The sequence below is a fragment of the Agathobaculum sp. NTUH-O15-33 genome (assembly GCF_033193315.1).
Taxonomy (GTDB): Bacteria; Bacillota; Clostridia; order Oscillospirales; family Butyricicoccaceae; genus Agathobaculum; species Agathobaculum faecihominis_A.
Window position 1 is genome coordinate 1,793,546 of the sequence record NZ_CP136187.1, and the last position, 20,418, is coordinate 1,813,963.

A 20,418-nucleotide genomic window follows, 5' to 3' on the forward strand; every position below is an offset into this window, starting at 1 on the left:
GAGGGGCCTTTTCCCCCGCCGCGGCTCCAGTGCGTTTTTTTACATAGCCGAGCGGTAAATCTCTTCCGCGATCTCCGGGGTCAGCTTGACGAAGTGGCCGTGGTTGGGCGCTTCGTGGAACATGCCCGCCGCGAGCTTGGGCGCGTCCTCCGGCTTGCCGCCGATCTCGCCGATCGTCGTGGGCATGCCGATGGACTTTACAAAGTTCTGGAACGCCGCGATGCCTTCGAGCGCGGTGGTCTCGGGGTCCTCAAAGTTCATCTGGCAGCCGAACACGCGGGTGGCGAACTGCACGAAACGGTCTACGCCCTCGTGCTTCATCGCATAGTTCATCCAGTACGGCGTCAGAATCGCAAGGCCCGCGCCGTGTGAGCAGCCGTAGGTGGTGGACAGCTCGTTCTCCATATGGTGGGTGCCCCAATCCTGTTCGCGGCCCACGCCCGTGATGTTGTTGTGCGCGATCATAGCAGCCCACATGATGTTGGCGCGCGCTTCATAATTAGAAGGATCGGCCATGACGCGCTTGGCTTCCTTGACGATGGTCAGCATGACCGCTTCGAGCAGACGGTCGGTCAGCTCGACATCTCTGGTGTGCGAGAAATAGCGTTCCATGCTGTGCGACATAATGTCGGAAATGCCGCTCGCCGTCTGATACGGGGGCAGGGTAGTGGTCAGCTCGGGGTTCATGATGGCGAACATCGGGCGCAGCACGTCGCCGTCCGCGCATCTCTTGTGCATGCCGTCCTCGTTGGTGATAACCGAGTCGGTCGAGCCTTCGCTGCCGGTCGCGGCCAGTGTGAGCACAACGCCGATCGGCAGAGACTTGGTGACTTGGCCCTGCTTGCCGCAGTAGAAGTCCCAGAAATCGCCGTCGTAGAGCGAGCCGAACGCAATGGCCTTGGCCGAGTCGATCGCGCTGCCGCCGCCTACCGCGAGCACAAAGTCGATCTTTTCCTTGCGCGCCAGCTCGATGCCTTCGTAGACCAGACCGCTGAGCGGGTTCGGCTTCGCGCCGCCCAGCTCGATGTAGGAGATCCCTTCCGCGTCAAGCGATTTCTTCACGCGGTCCAGCAAACCGGAACGAACCACCGAGCCGCCGCCGTAATGGATCAGGACCTTGCTGCCGCCGTAACGTTTGACGCACGCGCCGGTCTGCTCTTCCGAATCTCTGCCGAAAACAAAATAGGTAGGGCTGTAAAAAGTAAAGTTGTCCATAATACGTTCCTCCTGTAATCCTTTAACGATGTGACCCTGCGCTTTAGCGCTTGCAACAACTGTTCCAATTTTCCCTTTCGGCTGCCGAAGCCGCCTGCTTGGAAAATTCGCGGTTTGCCTCCTTTCCTACATCTTTTCGCATAAAAATGGTTTGCTCAGGGTGTGGGTTCCTGATAAAACCGTATTTATGATGGTGCTCCTGTTAGCCTGTGGTTCGCCTTAGTCCTTGCGATTCAAACTCGGCCGGCGCGTCCGGTCTGTTTTGCCGTTTGGCGCAGGCGCGCTCCCGATAGGCCTTTGGCGTCATGCCTGTAATGTTGTGGAACGCGCGGGTGAAGGTCGCGTTGCTGCTGTATCCAACCATGATGGCGATGTCCATCACGCTGTAATTCATGCCTTCCAGCAGCTCTTTCGCCCGGTTGATACGGATATAGCGCAAGTAAATGCTGGGGGAGAAGCCTGTTTGCTGCTTGAACCAATCGCTGTAATAGGTCGCGTTATAGCTTTCGATCTTGGCAAGCTGGCTGATCGTGATAGGCAAATGATAGAATTCGCTGATATAGCGGATGGAAGGAGAGGCGCAGTTGCCCATCAGCTTGCTATATAGATAGCTGTAAAGATGGTGTACCGACCGGCTCTCTGGGTTTTGCTTGAGCTCCGTTTGTATCAGCTCGACTAATTGCGTGATCTGATCCCGGATGGCAACGATGAGCGGATAGGATAGCAATACGTGGTTTTTCAGCTCCGGCTCATCCTTTGGTATATTGATCACTTGCAACAGTCCGGAAAAATCACAGCGGTGCAGCAATCCCGGCGGGATAAAGCATAGCTCCTTGGGCGTTACCTCGTATTCTTCCGACCCGATCCATATATGTAACGGCTGCTCCAGCGGGATCAGGATTTGCGGATAACCGTGCGCATGCTCTCCATAGCACTCATGATAGAGGTGACAATCCAGTGTATTGTTCATGCTCCGGCCTCCTTATCAGCATGCGTTCGGGGGTTCGTGTTCATTTTCTTTCTTCAGTTGTATTGTAATGTGTGACGCAATGGAACAGTCAACCACAAATTATTTATGCATTGATGGGGCAAAAACGTATGAGTTTGAGGAGATGATTTTATGCATAGTGTACAGACTTTCCGGAGAAAAGCCCGTGTTATCGTTTTTTTGCCCCTGTGAGCACCGTTCCGCAATGGAATACTTTACAGACGCGGCGCCGCGGCGCGCCGGCCCTTTTACGCGTTCTGCGGATTGGCGAGATCCATAGTTTTTAAACGCCGCAGGGAAAAACCCGCACAGTCATCGGATCGATAAAAAATCCGTGGTAACTGCTGATTACCACGGATTTTTTTATTGATAACGTATCACAAAAGCGGCGGCTGCCGCACATAGGTCGCCGCGGAACAAACAGCAACCGGCGCTCTTGCCGACCGATCGTTTTCGTTGCCGCCAAAAATCGCGAACCGTTCCATCGCGGAACAGTAGCGGAAAAGAACTCCTGACAGAAAAAGTGGCTTTGCAGCACGAAATATGTTTAGTTTGCACAATGAAATGAGAATGAAATCATCTGTTTTTGCCATAGCGGTGCAGAAACAATTTGGAATTGACTGTTCCATTGTGTAACATGCTAAACTAGATTTCAAGAACAACCGCAGTATTTCGTGCAAAAAGCCGATCCAGAGGCCATGGCAAACTTTCCGCCATACGACCGGCTTTGCATATAAAAACGATCGGGAAGGGAGCGGGTACGGCATGACATAGAGCGAGCCTATGTTAAAAAACATGGAACAAGATTTTTTTCAGATGAGCAGCGTCCGAATGATAGACAACATAATATTGCGGGTTATACTCAGCCGGCCGGCTTGAGATAACACAGCGCCTAGGAGGGACAAACATGAGAATCACAGAACATCCTGTATTGGAATTCCAGCACGGACAGGAGGTCGAATTCACTTTTGAAGGTCGCACTCTGGTTGGTACGGAAGGTGAGCCGATTGCGGCGGCGCTCCATGCGAATGGAGTCCGTGAACTGCGCGAGCACCACGGACGTCCCAGAGGTTTTTTCTGTGCCATCGGTAACTGCTCGTCCTGTTTGATGGAAGTCGACGGTGTTCCTAATGTCCGCGTCTGCGTCGAACCTCTTAAAAGTGGAATGGTCGTAAAACTGCAACAGGGCAACGGCTCGTTGATGGGAGGTAGCATGACATGAAATTTTCAGACGTTGTAGTGATCGGGGGCGGCCCCGCCGGGATGAGCGCAGCGCTTGCCGCCGCCGATGCCGGCGTCCGTGTGACGATTATGGATCGCTGGGGTGAATTGGGCGGTCAGTTGATCAAGCAGACCCACCGCTTTTTTGGATCGGAACGGGAAAAGGCCGGCACGCGCGGCATCGAGATCGTGCAGCAGCTTCGCAAGCAGATCACGGAAAATCCGCGGATCGAGGTCAAGGTGAATACCGATGTTCTAGGTATCTATTCCGACCGTGTCATCTCCTATGAAGAAGGCGACCACTACGGCCGCATGACGGCGGAAAAGATCGTGGTCAGCACCGGCGCCGCGGAGAAAATGCTGTTATTTGAAAACAACGACCTGCCCGGCGTATACGGCGCGGGCGCGGTACAGACGCTGATGAACGTTTACGGGATACAGCCCGGACAAAAGGTTTTGATGATTGGCGCGGGCAATATCGGCCTGATCGTGACCTATCAGCTGCTGCAGGCCGGTGTGAACGTTGTAGCGATCGTCGAGGCCGCGCCCCGGATCGGCGGCTATAAGGTGCACGCTTCCAAGGTTCGCCGTATGGGCGTGCCGATCTATACAAAAACCACGGTCAAATCCGCGCTTGGCAGCAACCATGTCACCGGCGCCGTGCTGGCGGATATGGACGATAAGTTCCAGATCGTTCCGGGCACCGAACGCGAGATCGAGGTGGACACCATCTGTCTGTCCGTCGGTCTGGCTCCACTGAGCGAGCTGGTATCGCAGACCGGCGCGCAAATGCATTATATCCCGCAGCTGGGCGGCTTCGTGCCGGAACGGGACGACACGCTCGAAACGACCGCGCCCGGCGTTTATGTGGCGGGCGACGTATCCTGCATCGAGGAGGCCACCGCCGCCATGATCGAGGGCAGCATCGCAGGCCTGTCCGCCGCGATCGCCACGGGGATGAACCATCCGGAGATGCTCGCCAAGCGCGACGAGTGGATCGAGCAGCTCAGCATTCTCCGTTCCGGCAAAACCGGCAAGAAGATTCGTGATGGACTGGAACTGATGGGGAGGGAACAAAATTGACTGGAACATTGGAGAGCACCGGCATTGCAAGCCGTGAAATGTTTGAAAAGCTTCTTCCTTCCGCCGAGCGGAGGGCGAAAGGCCCCTACGCGGTGATGGAGTGCTATGAAGAAATTCCGTGCAATCCCTGCAGCACGAGTTGCCCCTGCCACGCCGTCAAGATGGGTTCGCTGAACGAATGCCCCATCTGCGAATATGACGACTGCACGGGCTGCGGCAGCTGCGTCAGCCGCTGCCCCGGTCTGGCCTGCTTCGTGATCAACGAAACCGTGGGAAACGGACTGATTGATATCACATTCCCCTATGAAATGCTGCCGGTACCGGAAAAGGGCGCTATCGTGCAGGCCCTTGGCCGCGACGGCGCCGTGGTCGGACAGGCGGAGATCGTCCGTGTCCTTCATTCTCCCAAGCTGGACCACACCAACGTGATCACCATGCGGGTTGCGGCGGAGCTCATTTATGACGCGCGCAATATCCGCTGCGAATGAAAGGAGGCAGGAACCGTAATGGATGAAAGCAAAATCATCTTGTGCCGCTGCGAAAACCTGACGCTGGCCGACCTGCATAAAATGCTGGACGAGGGCATGACGTCGATGCAGGAGATCAAAAAGAAATCCCGCTGTACAATGGGCCCCTGCCAAGGACGCACCTGCAAGGAAATGATCGCGAAGGAGATCGCCAACTATTTACATAAGACGGTGGACGAGGTGGATGTACCCGTCAGCCGTATTCCGATCAAGCCCATCACGCTGGGCCAGATCTATGAGAGCATCGGAGGTGACGAGACGTGAGAAAGACCGCTGACGTAGTGGTGATCGGCGGCGGTAACGCCGGCACATCGGTCGCCTACCATCTAGCAAAGCTGGGTGTAAAAAACGTAGTAGTTGTAGAGCAGCAGTATACGCCCTTCGGTGGCTCGGGCCGCTGCGCGGCGCAGTTCCGGCAGCAGTTTGCCACGGAATCCAACCTGCGGCTGGCGCTGCTCTCCACCGCTGAATTCGATGTTCTCGGTGAAGAGACCGGCTTTGGCGATCTGGAGATCGACAAGCACGGCTATCTTTTGCCGGCTTACACCCCCGAACAGGTCGAAAGCCTGAAATACAATGTGGCGATGCAGCGCGCCATGGGTATCGATTCCTATGTGCTGGATCAAAAGCAGTGTAAAGAAACCGCCCCGTATCTGGAGGTGGGCGAGGTTCTGGCAGGCTCTTACTGCACCGGTGAAGGCGTGATTAACCCCATGAAGCTGGCGCTGGCCTATAAAAAGGGCGCGGAAGACCGTGGGGTCGAGTTCAACAACTACACATCCGTAACCGGTTTTCGGATTGAAAGCGGAAAGATCAAGGGCGTTGTGACCGACAAGGGCGAAATTGCCACGGATTGCGTCGTCAACGCCGCCGGTGAATGGGGCAAGTTTATCGGCCGCATGGCGGGCGTATCCATCCCGGTGGAACCCGAAAAACACCAGATCGTGGTGACGGAGCCGCTGGAATATATCCGCGCGCCCATGATCTATTCGCTTTACAAATACGGCACGTACATTACGCAGGTCAAGCACGGCGGCTTCCTGATGGGCTGGTCGGACCCCGACGTCGAAGCGGGCATTATCGATTTCCAGCCGGAATGGAAGTTCCTTGAAGAGCTCTCCAAGCGTATCATCGCGCAGGTACCCGCGCTGGCGAATGTGCGCATCGTCCGCCACTGGGCGGGCCAGTACGGCAACTGCCCGGACCACGGCGTGGTCGTCGGCGCGGTTCCCGAAGTGGAAGGGTTCATCTGTGCCTTGGGCTGCACGAAGGGCACCATGTTCGCTCCGGCGATCGGTATCCTAGCGGCTGAATGCGCGGTGGGAGTTGAGACCACTCTGCCCATGGAAACCCATTCGATCGACCGCTTTGCCAAGGGAAACCTTATCATCGACCCCGCGCTCCTGTAACCAAAGCTTTTTCTGCAAGCATATTACCTACACCTTATCATGAGCGGTGCGGTATACCATACACCGGCTCACAAGCGTGAGAACTATCATTTGGGCCAACAGCGAAAACTGTTTCTTGTTGATCACAATAGAAAATTACACGGCCCAAAGCGCCCCCTAGGTATCAGTTAGGTTCCCAAGGGGCGCTTGGGCTTCGTGTAAACCGCAAAATGAGGTATGTAATGGGTAAGAAAAAAATAAAAATCGAAAAGGGTATCTTTATTCCCGGCGCGATCGTTTTAATTGCGATGATCCTGTTCGGGTTTCTATTCCTTGATAAGTTCAATGAACTCATGCTGCTGCTCTACGATGCGACCACCAAGAGCTTTGGCTGGTTCTATCTGCTATGCTCCGCGTTCCTGATTTTCTTCTGCTTGTTCGTTTGCGTCACACCGTTTGGCAAGAAGATACTCGGCGGCAAAGAAGCCAAGCCGGAGCATAATGTATTTACTTGGTGCGCAATGACCATTTGCTGCGGTATTGCCACCGCGGTCGTATTCTACGCCGTGGGCGAGCCGCTGACATATTTCCACAATCCGCCCGCGTTCACCGGGCTGGAGGCGGAAACCGCCGCCGCCGCGGTGCGCGGCATTCAGATCGCCGCGTTCCACTGGGGTTACGTCTACTACGGCATCTTTACCTTCTGGGGTCTGGTAGTGGGCTATATGGTATACAACCATAACCTGCCGCCGCGGCCGAGTTCCGGCCTTTATCCGGTTTTAAAGGATAAGATCTACGGGCCGATCGGCAAAGTCATCGACGTGCTGTGCCTGCTGGCCCTGATCGGCGGCATGGTGACCTCTCTGGGCTTTGGCGTGCAGCAGTTCGCTTCCGGACTGGATTATGTATTTGGCATCAAGCCCAGCAACCTGATCTTTGTGGCCACCATTTTAGTGGTGACCCTCAGCTACACCGTGTCCAGCGGACGAGGGATCAAGAAAGGCATGGCGATTATCAGTAACGTCAACGCCTATATCTATATTGCCCTGATCGCGTTTCTATTCCTTGCCGGCCCGACGGTGTTTGAGCTGAATATGACGGTGGACGTGCTGGGTTCCACCATCAACAACTTTATTGGCACGGCTTTGAACGCCGACGCGTTTGATGTGGGCAACGGCTGGAGCCGGGGCAATACCGTATTCTTTATGGCTTGGATCATGGCTTACGCGCCGCTGATCGGCCTGTTCCTCGCAAAGATATCACGCGGCCGCACCATTCGCCAGTTCCTGCTGGTCAATATTTTGGTGCCCGGCACCTTTGTGGTGCTTTGGTTCGTATCCTTTGGCGGCAACGCCATTTATCAGGATGCTTTCAATAATGCCAATATCATCGGCACGATCAATGAAATGGGCTTCCCGGTATCCAACTACGCGCTGCTGGGGCACCTGCCCTTGAAATCAATCACCATTCCCATCGTCATTCTCGCGCTGTTCTTCTCCTTCATCACGCTGGCCGACGCCATGACAGGCACCATGGCCACGATGACCTGTAAGAATATCACCGAGGATGAAGCGCCTGTGCTGATCAAGGTGTTCTGGGGCCTGCTGTCCGGCGGCGCCACGATCCTGTGCCTGTTCTGCCTCGGCACCAGCGGCACCACCTCGCTGCAAAACATGAGCATTGTTTACGCTTTGCCCATTTTCCTGTTCACCATCCTCGCCGTGGTTTGCGTATGGCGGATGATGAACGGTACGGTCGACAAGGAAATGGAACAACTGGCAAAGCAGGCGAAAAAGGCTGCGCCGGTCTCCGCTAAGACCGCGGCAAAGGAAGAAGCGGCGGCCCCGTAAAAGAGAAATACATCAAAAAAAGCTGCCCTTCCTAAAAGGAGGGCAGCTTTTTTCTTAAGATTCTGCTTGCGCGGCGGTTACAAACACCTCGTGCAGTTCCGGCCAAACGCGGCGGAGCGCCACGGGCTTGCCCGTTCGATCGGTAAAGCAATGGCTGGTCTCGCCGGTACAGCATAGGATGCCGGTGGCTTTGTTATACACCTCGTAGGCGAGGAAAAGCTTAACGCCGGTGTAACCGGTGACGCGCGCGGCGACCTGCACCACATCCCCGAAACGGGTCGACGCCTTGTAGGACGCGTTTGCCGTTAACACCGGGCTGCCGATCCCTTGCTGCTCGATTTCCTCATAAGGATAGCCGAGGTATTCCAGCAAAGCCACCCGCGCTTCCTCAAACCAGCGGATATAGTTGGAGTGGTGTGTGATGCCCATGCCGTCCGATTCGTAATATTGGACCTTATGCTCGTACAAATTGCAGCGCTCCTTTAATTTACGGGTTCATAGTCGGGGCTGTTAAATAAGTTCTCACAAATGAATAGAAAACTATTGCAAAGCGAAAAATGCTGCTAATTTTGTCATTCTGAGGAGCGAAGCGACGAGACCGTAGTCTGCTATCCTTAATCTGCCGCTTGGTGGCATTTTAATGAGTGCGAATCTCGCGCGAACGCGCGAAATTTATGCTGGGAACGCGCGTTCGCGCGAGATTCTTCACTTCGTTCAGAATGACATGTGGGTACTCTTCTATTTTGCAACAGTTTTTTTATAGCCTCTCTCTTTACTTAAAGTATTTTACGCCGTTTTCAAAGATCGGCTGATACTTGTTGCCGTAAATGTTGCGGCCGACAAACGGGCTGTAGCGTTCGGTGTGGCCCATCTTGCCCAGCACGCGGCCATCCGGGCTGGTAATGCCTTCAATCGCGCACATCGAACCGTTCGGGTTCCATGCGATGTCCATGGAGGGCTTGCCCATCGCATCGACGTACTGAAGCGCGACCTGTCCGTTTGCGATCAGCTCATCGATTACATGCTGCGGCGCGACAAAGCGGCCCTCGCCGTGGGAAACGGCGATCGCGTGCATTTCGCCCACCTCGCAGGAGGACAGCCAAGGCGACTTGACCGAAGCCACGCGCGTGTTCACATAACGCGACTGGTGGCGGCCGATTAGATTAAAGGTAAGCGTCGGATCGTCCGGCGTCATTTCGCTGCGAATCTCGCCGTAAGGCACAAGGCCGAGCTTGATGAGCGCTTGGAAGCCGTTGCAGATGCCGAGCATCAGGCCGTCGCGGCGGTGGAGCAGCTCGTGGATACCATCCTCGATGCCGGGGCCGCGCAGGAAAGAGGCGATGAACTTGCCCGAGCCGTCGGGTTCGTCGCCGCCCGAGAAGCCGCCCGGCAGAATGACCATCTGCGCGCGGCGGATCGCCTGCTCCAGCTGCTCGGCCGACTCGGCGAGCGCAGCGGGCGAATAGTTGCGCACGACGATGACCTCCGCCGCGCCGCCCGCGTTTTCCACGGCGCGCGCGGTGTCGTACTCACAGTTGGTGCCGGGGAAGACCGGAATGACCGCAAGCGGCTTCGCCGTTTTGATGGCGGGCGCCGCGGCGCCGCGCGCAGCGAAAGATACGGCTTGAAGGTGTTCATCCTCGGCGGGCGCCTTGGTCGCAAACACGCTTTCCAGTTTGCCCTCAAAGGCGGCGGTCAATTCGTCAAGCGATACCCGCTCGCCAAAGGCGCAGACCGCTTCGTCGCCCGTCGTATGGCCGACCAGCCAGCAGGCGGGCAGCGGCTCGGTCGCTTCGAGCAGGATGCCGCCGAAGTTTTTCAGGAACAGCGCTTCCGCCGGGAAGCCCTCGTCAAACGCAAAGCCGACGCGGTTGCCGAGCGCCATCTTGCACACGCCCTCGGCCACGCCGCCCACGGATAGCGCCCAAGCGGAAACCGCCTTGCCGGAAGCGATCAGATCGGCGGCTTCGTTCCACATCTGCATGATCGTCGCGTAATCGGGCGAGCCGTCCGGCAGGTAGGAAGCGTCAAGCAGGTAGACCGGATGCCCGGCGGCCTTGAATTCGGGCGAGATCAGCCGGCCCGCGTCCTGCGGCGCGATCGCGAAGGAAACAAGCGTGGGGGGCACGTCCATCTCGTCAAACGAGCCGGACATGGAATCCTTGCCGCCGATGGCCGCGAGGCACAGCTCCTCCTGCGCGTTATACGCGCCGAGCAGGGCGGAAAGCGGCTTGCCGAAGCGCTTCGGATCGCGTCCCAAACGCTCAAAATACTCTTGGAAGGTGAGATAGGCGGTCTCGTAATCGCAGCCCGCCGCGACGAGCTTGGCCACCGATTCAATGACCGCGCACGAAGCGCCGAGGAAGGGATTTTCAGCGGTGAAATAAGGATCAAAGCCGAACGCCATGACAGAGGCGGTCGCGCACTGACCCGACTGCGCGGGCAGCGTGGCGGCCATGACCTGCGTGGGCGTTAGCTGATATTTGCCGCCAAAGGGCATAAAGACGGAGTTGGCGCCGATCGAACCGTCAAACCGCTCGACAAGGCCGCGCTCCAGACAAATGCCGAGCGTTGCGGCGTGCGCAAGCAGCTTGTCGCGCATGGTGTCGCCCGCGGGCGCGCACTCGATGGAAGGCGCGGGCAGGGGGGCGATCTCGGCCGTTACATGCTTGGCGCAACCGTTTGTATTAAGGAAATCGCGCGAAACATCGGCAATCATCACGCCGTTCCACGTCATGCGCAGACGGTTTCGATCGGTCACGGTCGCGACGACGACCGCCTCGATATTTTCCTTCGCGGCTTCTGCGATAAATTTATCCGCATTTTCAGGCGCGACGACGACGGCCATGCGTTCCTGCGATTCGGAGATCGCAAGCTCGGTGCCGTCCAGACCGTCATACTTCTTGGGCACCTTGTCCAGATCGATGTCAAGGCCGTCGGCCAGCTCGCCGATGGCAACCGATACGCCGCCCGCGCCAAAATCGTTGCAGCGGCGAATCATGCGGGTGACCTCGCCGTTGCGGAACAGGCGCTGGATTTTGCGTTCCTCGGGCGGGTTGCCCTTCTGCACTTCCGCGCCGCAGGATTCGAGCGACTGGTCGGTGTGCTTTTGGAGGAGCCGGTCGCGCCGCCGCAGCCGTCGCGGCCGGTTTTGCCGCCGAGCAGGATGACGATATCGCCCGGATCGGGCACTTCGCGCACGACGTTTTCCGCCGGCGCCGCGCCCACGACCGCGCCGATCTCCATACGCTTGGCAACGTAGCCGGGGTGATAAATCTCATGCACAAGACCGGTGGCAAGGCCGATCTGGTTGCCGTAGGACGAATAACCCGCCGCCGCCGTCTGGCACAGCTTGCGCTGGGGCAGCTTATGGGCAAGGGTGTCGGAAAGGGGCACGGTCGGATCGCCCGCGCCGGTCACGCGCATGGCCTGATAAACGTAGGAACGGCCGGAGAGCGGGTCGCGGATCGCGCCGCCCAGACAGGTGGCCGCACCGCCGAAGGGCTCGATCTCGGTCGGGTGGTTGTGGGTCTCGTTTTTGAACATCAGCAGCCAGTCCTCGAAGTGCTGGTCCACCAACGCCTTGACGCGGATCGAACAGGCGTTGATCTCTTCGGACTCGTCCAGATTTTTGAGGTAGCCGCGCTTTTTCAGCACCTTGGCCGCGGCGGTGGCGATATCCATCAGCGTGACCGGGCGCTTGCTCGCCTTTTCCTCGCCGTACACCTCGACACGGGCGGCAAGGTAGCGGTCAAACGCCTGCTGCACCATCGGATCGTCGATCTGAACGCCGTCGATCTCGGTCAGGAAGGTGGTGTGGCGGCAGTGATCCGACCAATAGGTATCGACCATGCGCACCTCGGTGATGGTCGGGTCGCGCTTTTCCTCGTTTGCAAAGTAGCTTTGCAGGAATTTCAGATCGTCCAGATCCATGGCAAGGCCCATGCCGGACAGCAGGTCGCGCAGGTCGTTTTCGTCCATATGCGTAAAGCCGGTGACCGAGGCGACCGAAGAGGGGATCGCGTATTCGACAAAAAGCGTTTCCGGCTTGTCCATCGAAGCCTCGCGGGCGTCGACCGGGTTGATGAGATAGCCGCGGATCTTGTCGAGATCGTCAGCCGTGAGCGCGCCTTCCAGCACATAGACCTTTGCCGCCGCGACGCGCGGTCGGTCGCCGCCGGTCAGCAGCTGGATACACTGGGCGCAGGAATCCGCGCGCTGGTCAAACTGGCCGGGCAGCGGCTCAGCGGCAAGGATCGTGTGCGGGCCCTCCGGCCGCGCGAAGTCTTCGTCAAAGCACAGATCGGCCATGGGTTCGGAAAAGACGATGCGCTTGGCGCGTTCGTAGTGCTGCGGCGCAAGGCCCTCGACATCGTACCGGCACAGGGTGCGCACGTGCGTCAGCCGCTCAATGCCTAGAAGGTCGCGCAGGCTCTGGCACAGGCCGCGCGCTTCCACATCAAACCCGGGCTTTTTTTCGGAATAGCAACGAAAAACGCTCATATTCTTTAGTCCTCTCATCATAAAAACTCAAATTTCGCTAATATATTTATTCTACCTGCTTTTCCTCTATAAATCAATCGGTGAGGCAGACAAATTCCTTTGAAATTATGAAGAAAACGTGTATAATAAAGTCAAAGGGGAGCGGGCGCGGGACGATACCGCCCCGCGCGCCGCTCCCGTATCTAAAAAAAGCGGCCCGGAGCCGGCCGGACGCCGGGAGCCGCTTACCATCAAATTATGCCGCGCAAGGCCGCGCGGTCACAGGAGGAATATAAAATATGGAAATCAAATTATCGCCGTCCATCCTTTCGGCGGATTTCGCCAACCTCGCGCGGGATATCAAGGTCGCGACCGACGCGGGCGCGGAATATGTCCACGTGGACGTTATGGACGGTCACTTTGTGCCCAATATTACGATTGGCGCGCCGGTCGTCAAAGCGCTGCGTAAGGCGACCGACAAGGTGCTCGACGTGCACCTGATGATCTCCGACCCCGATCAGTACTTAGATGATTTTATCGCCGCGGGCTCCGATATCATCACCGTGCATTACGAATCGAACGGCGATACGCTGGAGCAGCTCAAAAAGATCCGCGCCGCGGGCGTGAAGGCGGCTTGCACGATCAAGCCCGGTACCGATGCTACCGTGCTGTTCCCGCTGCTGCCGCACTGCGATATGGTGCTGATTATGACCGTGGAGCCGGGCTTTGGCGGGCAGGGCTTTATCCCGGAATGTATGGATAAGATCAAGGCCGTCCGCGCGGAAATTCAGAAAAACGGCTATGCGTGCGAGTTGGAGATCGACGGCGGCGCAAAGCTATCCAATACCGCCGATATCGTCGCGGCGGGCGCGGATGTGATCGTCGCCGGTTCCGCCGTGTTCGGCGGCGATATTGCCGGTAATGTCAAGGCGTTCCATGACGTGTTTGAGCAAGGCGCCGCCAAGGCGGGCTGGAGCAAGTAAATCGTCATACGAGAAGCAGCAAAATAAGTTCCCACAAATGAATAGAAAACTGTTGCAAAGCGAAGAATGCTACCAATTTTGTCATTCTGAGGAGCGAAGCGACGAAGAATCTCGTGCGAACACGCGGAATTTACGCTGGGAACGCGCGAGATTCTTCACTTCGTTCAGAATGACATTTGGTACTCTTCTATTTTGTAACAGTTTTTTTTACAGCCCTTTTTTTGCTTGACAAGATAGCGCGTCTGCGGTATAGTAAACATAGAAATTAAAGTACTATTAAAAACTTTGTAAATAAGAGGTGCTTGCATGGCGGACGCCGGAAAACTAAAACAGGAAAACACCCGGCTGCTTCGCCGCGCGCTGCGCGGCGGCGAGCGTTTTGGAAAAAATGAATTGGCCCGTTTAACCGGACTGAGCTTTCCCACGGTCAGCCGCATTGTAGACGGACTGGTGCGGACAGGCGAGGTGCGGGAGCTTGGCGCGGGCACGTCCACAGGCGGCCGATGCGCCATGCAAGTGGCGCTTGACCCGGAATACCGGCTGTTTCTTTGTTTGCGGCTGGAAACCGATACGCTGCACTGGTTTGTCAGCGATTTGGACGGCAGACGGATCGAAGAGCAGGAAACCGCCTGCAAGGGAGATACCCTACAAGCGATCAGCACACTGCTAACGTGTGTGCGGGCGCGTTACCCGCGGCTTGGCGCCGCCGCTTTCGGCCTGTCCGGCACGCTGAAAAGCGGCACGGTCACCGAAACGTTTGGCCGGACCGAGCTGCGGGGCGTGAGCCTCGCAGCGTTTTTACAGGAAAAACTGGGCCTGCCCGCCGTGGTGCAGCGCGATATGCACGCGGTGGCGCTCGGCCACGTCGCGCGAAGCAAAAAGAAACCGCGCGCCGTGGCCTGTATTTATCTGGGGCCGACCGGCATCGGCTCCAGCCTTGCGCTGGATGGCCGGGTTTGGAGCGGCGCGAACGAATTTGCGGGCGAGCTGCATTATCTGCCCATCAAAAACAATCTGGAATATGCCAAAACGCACTTTGCGGGCGTGGATATGGTGGCATACTATTTGCAAGTCATCCGCGCGTACGCGGCGCTGGTCAACCCGGACCGCGTCGTCCTTTACCGGGATGCGCTGCTGGAGGGGAAGCTGGAACGAATCCGCAGCGCCTGCGAAAAGACGCTGCCGCCGCAGGCCGTTCCGGAGCTGATTCTTTCCGGGGATTTTTACAGCGACTATGAACAGGGATTGTTCGAACTTGCCGCCGGACTGACCGAGGAGAAACTATGAAACGAATCTTTGCTTTTGATATTGACGGTACGCTGATCGACACCGTGCAGGTGGACCAGTACGCCATCCAAACGGTGCTGCGCGAGCAGGGCAGGGAGTACACACTCGAGGAGCTGCGCTTCTCCTTTGGCATGCCGGGGCGGGAAGCGCTGCGCATTTTGCAGGTGCCCGATATCGAGGGCACGATCGCGCGGTGGGAACAGCTGGCCTACGCGGAACTGGATAAGATCAGTCCGTATGAAGGCGTGATTGAAACCCTTTGCGCGCTGCGGGCGCGGGGCGCGAAGCTCGGCATCGTGACGGCGCGCACCCGCGCGCAATACGAAGCGGGCTTTCAGCCGCTCGGCCTTGAAAAATACTTTGATACAGTTGTCTGCGCGGACGAGGTCGCCCACCCTAAGCCCGCGCCGGACGAGCTGCACGAGTGCCTGCGCCGTTTGGGCGGCACGGCCGAAGAAGCCGTTTATATCGGGGACAGCCGGTATGATATGGCGTGCGCCAGATCGGCCGGCGTGACGGCGGGCCTTGCGCTCTGGGGCTGCGAGGAAGCGGACGCGTTGGATGCGGATCATAAGCTGAGCCATCCGTCCGAAATCTTAAAGCTGTGACCGCATGGGCGTTTTTTTATTGCTGCCTTTTTTTCTGATACGGTTCGGGCTTTTATCCCGACTCAGTCAGGATGCGGTGAAGCGCGCCGCCTACTTTGCGCCGCTGCTGGAAACAGAAAGAGCGGCCTATTGGATTTACCCAATTTCCAATGCGGCGATCGTACTCTATCTACTTTTCCTTTCGGTCAAATGCATTCCAACGTGGATATTCGCCACAGGGCTGACCATGTATGCGGTAGGTTTGCTGCTGCTTGCGGTGTCGGTTGTGAATTTTGCAGCTCCTGTGGAAAACGGGTTTCACAAAAACGGACTTTATAGGCTGTCCCGCAACCCCATGTACGTTGCGTATTTCGTGTTTTTCATCGGCTGCGCGCTGTTGACGCGATCGCTTCTTCTGTTTGTTTTGGTGCTTCTATTTCAAATATCGGCGCACTGGATCATTCAGTCGGAAGAACGCTGGTGCGTGCAGCAATACGGAAAAGCGTATCTACAGTACATGGCTAAAGTACGGCGGTATCTTTAAAAAAGCTAGAATAAGTTTGCAATAAAAATAATGCCTGCTGCTTATAGTGCAACAGGCATTATTCAGTTTGTCAAAGCCCCCCCGCGCCGCAGCGCGCATAAAATAGATTTTACCGCATGCGGCAAAATCCATAAAAACCGGGAGCATGTATCTCGGTTTTTATACAAACCGACTTCAAGTGTGCCTGTAAGGCGCGCGCAGAAGCCGGAATTTTCGATCGAAATGGGGCTTTGTTTCGATCGACAGACTGTCAAAAATAGTTTTTTGACAGTCTGAATAATGCCTATTGCTTATAGTGCAACAGGCATTATTTGTTTATCCGTCATTTAGTTTTCAAATTTTACCGCTGTGCCATAGGCCATCACTTCGGCCGCGCCGGGCGCGATCTCGGAGGAAAGGTAACGCACGCCGACGATCGCGTCCGCACACATGCGTTCGGCCTGCGCGGTCATTCGTTCGGTGGCGATGTCGCGGGATTCGTTCATCAGCTCGGTATAGGATTCCATCTCGCCGCCGACTAGATTTTTTCAGGCCCGACATGAAATCATGTCCAAAGTTTTTGCACTGTACGGTGCTGCCGCGTACTAACCCTAAAATCGTGAATTTCGTACCCGGCAGGGTCTCGGTGGTGGTGAGCAGCATCATAAAACCTTCTTTCTTTTATTCGTCTTTCGCTAAATGCATGCCGTCGTAGCGGGTTACGTGGTAGGTGTAGGGCATCGCGTCGGTCTCAAAGCCGATCTCGCGCAGCACGGCGCGCACATTTTCAACAAGCTTATAATTGAAATCCCGCTGAGAGAGCGAGACCTTCAGCACATCCTTGTACGAGCTGACCAGCACGCCGAAGGGCTGGAAGGCGCATGGCAGAATGGCGGAATAATCGTCGATTAGCGCTTCCATCTCGGGCGGCACCTTAAAAGCGCCGATGTTGGTAAGGATAAAGCTGTCGCGGCGTATGTAATCGCGCGCCTGCTGGCGCATCATTTGCTCTTTTTCATCGATCGGCATGTCGCTCTTGTGCGAGCTCGCCACACGGTTCGCGTTTTTCAGCGCCCAGTAAACGGCGTGCGGTAAATGGCGCTGCGTATCAAAATACGCCTTGCAGGCCTGACACGCTTCCAGAAACGGCAGGCTAAAATAATCGTAGAAAAAGGGCAGATCGAGCAGGGATACAAAGAAACGCGTCGTCGTTGTTTTCACATAGGCGCGCAGGTCCATCGGGATCTCGGCGATGATGGGCTCCTTGCGGTCAGTGCCTTCGTAATAGGTGCGGTACATGCCCATAGAAAGCGCGGTCATCAAAAAGGTCATGGGCGTAACGCCGTTTTCCTTGGTGTAGTGCAATACTTTCGGCAGGGAAAGCGTCAGCTCGGTGGTCAGCTCGTCCTCGTCGCTCGACGAGTCGTACTCGGGCATATGGAAGGCGGGCACGTCTTCGTGATGCTCGGCGTCCGATTGGGGCATGCCGCGCAGGCGCAGATAGCCGTCCTCGCAATCGCTGGGGGTAAACGCGGTCTCCTTGGTGCGGATCGAGCCGTCGTTTACCACGTCATGCCCCATGCCGCGCAGATAATAAAACAGAATGGTGCGGATAAAAGCGTCGAACCCGCGCCCGTCCGATGTACAGTGCTGGTATTCCAGATAGATCGTGCTTTCCTTGTAGCCGCAAAGGAACAAATAACCGTTCGTATCGTCTGAACCAATGTAGTAGGGCGAAATATCCTCCATGGGCAGCACGACCGGCGGCTTGGTCAGCAGGCGGTAGGCGTATTTCGTGTCGCCGCGCGTCAAGCCCAGCGCAAACTGCGGGTAGCGCTCGAGCGCCTGTCGCACAGCGGCCAGCAGCACACGCGGGTCGACCGGTTCGGTCATGCGGATGATATGGCGCGGCGCGGTGGTCAGATCCTTGTGGGTGGCGTACATGAAGATACAGCCATAGCTGTCCACATGAAGCAAATCGTCGAGATAAGCATCGTACATTGCAAAGCACCTCCAGCGGATGTTTTTTTAAATCCTCTTGTCTCCTTTTATATTATAAATCGTTTTGCGCGCGAAAAACAGAGAGCGGTTGTACAGATTTGCAGAAATTGGGACGGTAACTTTGGAAGAAATTACAAAGGAAAAGCGCCGCTTGGGGAAAGCGGCGCGGAAATAGGGTCAGTTTGCAGCTTCTTCGGGTGCGGTCTCACCGGCAAGCCGGTTTTCCAGCCAGCGTGAGATATCGCCATATACATCAAGCCGGTTCAGCTCGTTTAAAATTTCGTGGCGGGCGTCCTTGTAAAAGATCACATCGATACCCCGCACGCCGGCGCCGCGATACAGGCCGACGACACGGCGCACGCCGTCCCCGTATTTGCCGACCGGGTCGCCGTCGCCTGCGAGGAAAAGCAGCGGCAGCGAGCGGGGCGTGGCGCGGAACGTATGCGCGGCGTTCGCTTTAAAGCACAGCGTGTATAAATCGCGGAAACCGGTCGCGGTAAAGACAAAATTGCATTTGGCATCGGATTCGTATAGGGCGACGACGTCCTCATCTCTGGAAAGCCAGTCAAAAACGCTGTGCGCGTCCTTGATGCGGCGGTTATAGCCCTTGTAGGTCAGGCCTGAGAGAAAGCCGCTTCGGTAGGTCATGCCGCGCGAGCGGGCGATGGAATCGGCCAGATGGGCGCAGGTGGCCGCCGCGGGGTTGGGACCGATGGTGCCGGATAGGATACAGCCGGAAAGCCGCTCTCCGTATTCGGTCAGGTACAGGCGGGCGATCAGCGAGCCCATTGAATGCCCCAAAAGAAAATAGGGCAGGTCGGGGTAGCGGCCCTGCATCAGGTCGGTCAACTGCTGCACATCGCGTACAAGATACCGCCAGCCGTCCTTTGTGGCAAAAAAGCCGAGTTCGCCCGGGCGGGAGACTGATGCGCCGTGTCCGATATGGTCATTCCCGCAAACGATAAAGCCGAGGCTGCAAAGATACTTTGCAAAGGCGGTATAACGAGAAAAATACTCACACATGCCGTGTGAGATTTGGACGATCCCGTTCACCGTGACGCCTTCGGGTACAAGGATGTAATAGGTGACGTTGGACACACCGTTGGCGCTGCGGAAAATATTTTGGGTACACTTGATATTCATAAAATACACTTCCGATCCGACGGGTGATAATTTGCTGGCAATATCATATCACATTTTCGGCCGTTTGTGCTGTAAAATGTACAAAGTTAACAAAGCGTTCAAAACTGTACCAAGCTGGACACAGGCTTGCCGGGTGACGGAAAGCGTGCTATAATGAAAGAAATATAAGGAAAGAGGCGCTTAAATTATGCCGTATATTGCAATTCGCACCTCCTGCGCGCTGTCGCAGGAGCAAAAGGATGAACTGAAATCGGGCCTTGGCGAGCGTATCGCGCTCATTCCCGGCAAGGACGAAAGCCGGCTGATGGTGGACATCGCGGACGGGCACGCCATGTATTTGGCGGGCGTGCAGCGGGAACTGGCCTATGTGGATGTAAAGTGCTACCGCGCCGCGGAATTTGAAAGCAAAAAGAGATTCACCGAAGCGGTGTTCCAGCTGCTGGAGCAGACCGTGGGCTTGCCGAAGGACGCGGTATACCTTACCTACAGCGAATTTGAAAACTGGGGCACGCTGGGCTCGATGAAGTAAACAGCGTTTATCACACACTAAGGACAGCGGGGAGGGATTTCTGTGAAGGATTCAGTCAGCCGCGCTTTGTGGGGCGCCGCCGGTTTGTTTCTGGTTGTAACAGGCGTTTATTTTATCATCCATCCGGACGCCACGCTGGTCTCCATCGCGTTTATGATGGGGCTGGCGCTGCTGGTATCCGGCGGCGCGAATTTGATCGTTTATGTAACGCGCCGCCGCGCGTATCTTGCATCCGGCTGGTTTTTGGCGGATGGATTGGTCGATGTTTTGATCGGTCTGGCGTTTCTATGTAACCGCTGGATCGCGACTTCGCTATTGCCGTTTATCTTTGCGGTCTGGGCGGTGATCTCAGGGCTTACCAAGCTGGTCAACGCCTCCATTCTCCGAAGGTTCGGCTCCATGGCATGGGGCTGGTCGTTGGTGATCGGTATTATTTTGGCGGCGCTCGGCGTCGCTACCTTTATCAAGCCGCTCGTCGCGGCGGTCGCGATCGCCGTGCTCGTAGCGGTTGTCCTGATCGCGCAGGGGCTGCTCGCGATCATGCGCTGCCTCTTCATCAGCGATATGTACAAAAAGTAACGAAAACCGCCGCGGGGACAATCCTCGCGGCG

Annotated in this window: 17 protein-coding genes and 2 pseudogenes; 12 read left to right on the forward strand and 7 right to left on the reverse strand. The window is 56.5% G+C overall.

Annotation, left to right across the window (positions count from 1 at the left end):
* Positions 1–39: 39 nt before the first annotated feature.
* Both RWV98_RS09095 and RWV98_RS09100 read right to left on the reverse strand, forming a co-directional pair.
* The gene (locus RWV98_RS09095; RefSeq protein WP_317865384.1) at positions 40–1,215 is read right to left on the reverse strand and encodes an iron-containing alcohol dehydrogenase; all 1,176 of its coding nucleotides are present in this window, start codon (positions 1,213–1,215) and stop codon (positions 40–42) included.
* Between the two features lie 202 nt (positions 1,216–1,417).
* Positions 1,418–2,185, reverse strand: a complete 768-nt coding sequence (locus RWV98_RS09100) for a helix-turn-helix transcriptional regulator (protein ID WP_317865386.1) — start codon at positions 2,183–2,185, stop codon at positions 1,418–1,420.
* Between the two features lie 925 nt (positions 2,186–3,110).
* On the opposite strand from RWV98_RS09100, the gene RWV98_RS09105 reads away from it, so the two are divergent.
* From RWV98_RS09105 to RWV98_RS09130, 6 genes are all read left to right on the forward strand, one after another.
* Positions 3,111–3,425 (forward strand): (2Fe-2S)-binding protein, encoded by a 315-nt coding sequence (locus RWV98_RS09105; RefSeq protein ID WP_280960408.1) that lies wholly within the window; start codon positions 3,111–3,113, stop codon positions 3,423–3,425.
* Positions 3,422–4,507 (forward strand): NAD(P)/FAD-dependent oxidoreductase, encoded by a 1,086-nt coding sequence (locus tag RWV98_RS09110; protein WP_317865389.1) that lies wholly within the window; start codon positions 3,422–3,424, stop codon positions 4,505–4,507. The genes RWV98_RS09105 and RWV98_RS09110 overlap by 4 nt, the downstream gene beginning before the upstream one ends.
* Positions 4,504–4,995 carry a 4Fe-4S ferredoxin gene (locus tag RWV98_RS09115; RefSeq protein WP_280960410.1) on the forward strand — a complete coding sequence of 164 codons (492 nt, stop codon included), beginning with the start codon at positions 4,504–4,506 and terminating at the stop codon, positions 4,993–4,995. Before RWV98_RS09110 ends, RWV98_RS09115 begins: the two co-directional genes overlap by 4 nt.
* An 18-nt stretch (positions 4,996–5,013) precedes the next feature.
* Positions 5,014–5,298 (forward strand): (2Fe-2S)-binding protein, encoded by a 285-nt coding sequence (locus RWV98_RS09120; protein WP_280960411.1) that lies wholly within the window; start codon positions 5,014–5,016, stop codon positions 5,296–5,298.
* Positions 5,295–6,443, forward strand: a complete 1,149-nt coding sequence (locus tag RWV98_RS09125) for an NAD(P)/FAD-dependent oxidoreductase (protein WP_317865391.1) — start codon at positions 5,295–5,297, stop codon at positions 6,441–6,443. The genes RWV98_RS09120 and RWV98_RS09125 overlap by 4 nt, the downstream gene beginning before the upstream one ends.
* Positions 6,444–6,664: 221 nt before the next feature.
* Positions 6,665–8,272 (forward strand): BCCT family transporter, encoded by a 1,608-nt coding sequence (locus RWV98_RS09130; RefSeq protein WP_317865393.1) that lies wholly within the window; start codon positions 6,665–6,667, stop codon positions 8,270–8,272.
* A 54-nt stretch (positions 8,273–8,326) separates the two neighbouring features.
* Here the strand turns inward: RWV98_RS09130 and RWV98_RS09135 are convergent, their stop codons facing one another.
* Positions 8,327–8,740 carry an acyl-CoA thioesterase gene (locus RWV98_RS09135; protein ID WP_317865395.1) on the reverse strand — a complete coding sequence of 138 codons (414 nt, stop codon included), beginning with the start codon at positions 8,738–8,740 and terminating at the stop codon, positions 8,327–8,329.
* A gap of 304 nt (positions 8,741–9,044) precedes the next feature.
* A pseudogene (locus RWV98_RS09140) lies at positions 9,045–12,775 on the reverse strand (phosphoribosylformylglycinamidine synthase).
* A 278-nt stretch (positions 12,776–13,053) separates the two neighbouring features.
* Here RWV98_RS09140 and rpe point away from each other — a divergent pair.
* The 4 genes from rpe (at position 13,054) to RWV98_RS09160 (ending at position 16,155) form a co-directional block, all read left to right on the forward strand.
* On the forward strand, positions 13,054–13,737 hold the full coding sequence (gene rpe / locus RWV98_RS09145; protein WP_317865396.1) for a ribulose-phosphate 3-epimerase: 684 nt from the start codon (positions 13,054–13,056) through the stop codon (positions 13,735–13,737).
* A 306-nt stretch (positions 13,738–14,043) separates the two neighbouring features.
* A complete protein-coding gene (locus RWV98_RS09150; protein ID WP_317865397.1) occupies positions 14,044–15,024 on the forward strand; it encodes an ROK family protein in 981 nt (326 codons plus the stop codon).
* On the forward strand, positions 15,021–15,632 hold the full coding sequence (locus RWV98_RS09155) for an HAD family hydrolase (RefSeq protein WP_280960418.1): 612 nt from the start codon (positions 15,021–15,023) through the stop codon (positions 15,630–15,632). The genes RWV98_RS09150 and RWV98_RS09155 overlap by 4 nt, the downstream gene beginning before the upstream one ends.
* 4 nt (positions 15,633–15,636) lie before the next feature.
* A complete protein-coding gene (locus RWV98_RS09160; protein ID WP_317865400.1) occupies positions 15,637–16,155 on the forward strand; it encodes a methyltransferase family protein in 519 nt (172 codons plus the stop codon).
* A gap of 326 nt (positions 16,156–16,481) precedes the next feature.
* Here the strand turns inward: RWV98_RS09160 and RWV98_RS09165 are convergent.
* The 3 genes and pseudogenes from RWV98_RS09165 to RWV98_RS09175 form a co-directional block, all read right to left on the reverse strand.
* Positions 16,482–16,797: pseudogene (locus RWV98_RS09165) on the reverse strand (YbjQ family protein).
* Positions 16,798–16,815: 18 nt separating this feature from the next.
* Positions 16,816–18,135 carry a hypothetical protein gene (locus RWV98_RS09170; protein ID WP_317865402.1) on the reverse strand — a complete coding sequence of 440 codons (1,320 nt, stop codon included), beginning with the start codon at positions 18,133–18,135 and terminating at the stop codon, positions 16,816–16,818.
* 177 nt (positions 18,136–18,312) lie between these two features.
* Positions 18,313–19,278 carry an alpha/beta fold hydrolase gene (locus tag RWV98_RS09175; protein WP_280960421.1) on the reverse strand — a complete coding sequence of 322 codons (966 nt, stop codon included), beginning with the start codon at positions 19,276–19,278 and terminating at the stop codon, positions 18,313–18,315.
* A 187-nt stretch (positions 19,279–19,465) separates the two neighbouring features.
* Here RWV98_RS09175 and RWV98_RS09180 point away from each other — a divergent pair, with 187 nt between their 5' ends.
* Together RWV98_RS09180 and RWV98_RS09185 are read left to right on the forward strand one after the other, a co-directional pair.
* Positions 19,466–19,807, forward strand: a complete 342-nt coding sequence (locus tag RWV98_RS09180; RefSeq protein WP_280960422.1) for a phenylpyruvate tautomerase MIF-related protein — start codon at positions 19,466–19,468, stop codon at positions 19,805–19,807.
* A 42-nt stretch (positions 19,808–19,849) separates the two neighbouring features.
* The gene (locus RWV98_RS09185) at positions 19,850–20,386 is read left to right on the forward strand and encodes an HdeD family acid-resistance protein (protein WP_280960423.1); all 537 of its coding nucleotides are present in this window, start codon (positions 19,850–19,852) and stop codon (positions 20,384–20,386) included.
* Positions 20,387–20,418: the final 32 nt, after the last annotated feature.

Coding starts and splice junctions, on each gene's coding strand:
- RWV98_RS09095 (WP_317865384.1), bottom strand. CDS start 1,215: ATGGACAACTTTACTTTTTACAGCCCTACCTATTTTGTTTTCGGCAGA.
- RWV98_RS09100 (WP_317865386.1), bottom strand. CDS start 2,185: ATGAACAATACACTGGATTGTCACCTCTATCATGAGTGCTATGGAGAG.
- RWV98_RS09105 (WP_280960408.1), top strand. CDS start 3,111: ATGAGAATCACAGAACATCCTGTATTGGAATTCCAGCACGGACAGGAG.
- RWV98_RS09110 (WP_317865389.1), top strand. CDS start 3,422: ATGAAATTTTCAGACGTTGTAGTGATCGGGGGCGGCCCCGCCGGGATG.
- RWV98_RS09120 (WP_280960411.1), top strand. CDS start 5,014: ATGGATGAAAGCAAAATCATCTTGTGCCGCTGCGAAAACCTGACGCTG.
- RWV98_RS09130 (WP_317865393.1), top strand. CDS start 6,665: ATGGGTAAGAAAAAAATAAAAATCGAAAAGGGTATCTTTATTCCCGGC.
- rpe (WP_317865396.1), top strand. CDS start 13,054: ATGGAAATCAAATTATCGCCGTCCATCCTTTCGGCGGATTTCGCCAAC.
- RWV98_RS09150 (WP_317865397.1), top strand. CDS start 14,044: ATGGCGGACGCCGGAAAACTAAAACAGGAAAACACCCGGCTGCTTCGC.
- RWV98_RS09155 (WP_280960418.1), top strand. CDS start 15,021: ATGAAACGAATCTTTGCTTTTGATATTGACGGTACGCTGATCGACACC.
- RWV98_RS09160 (WP_317865400.1), top strand. CDS start 15,637: ATGGGCGTTTTTTTATTGCTGCCTTTTTTTCTGATACGGTTCGGGCTT.
- RWV98_RS09170 (WP_317865402.1), bottom strand. CDS start 18,135: ATGTACGATGCTTATCTCGACGATTTGCTTCATGTGGACAGCTATGGC.
- RWV98_RS09175 (WP_280960421.1), bottom strand. CDS start 19,278: ATGAATATCAAGTGTACCCAAAATATTTTCCGCAGCGCCAACGGTGTG.
- RWV98_RS09180 (WP_280960422.1), top strand. CDS start 19,466: ATGCCGTATATTGCAATTCGCACCTCCTGCGCGCTGTCGCAGGAGCAA.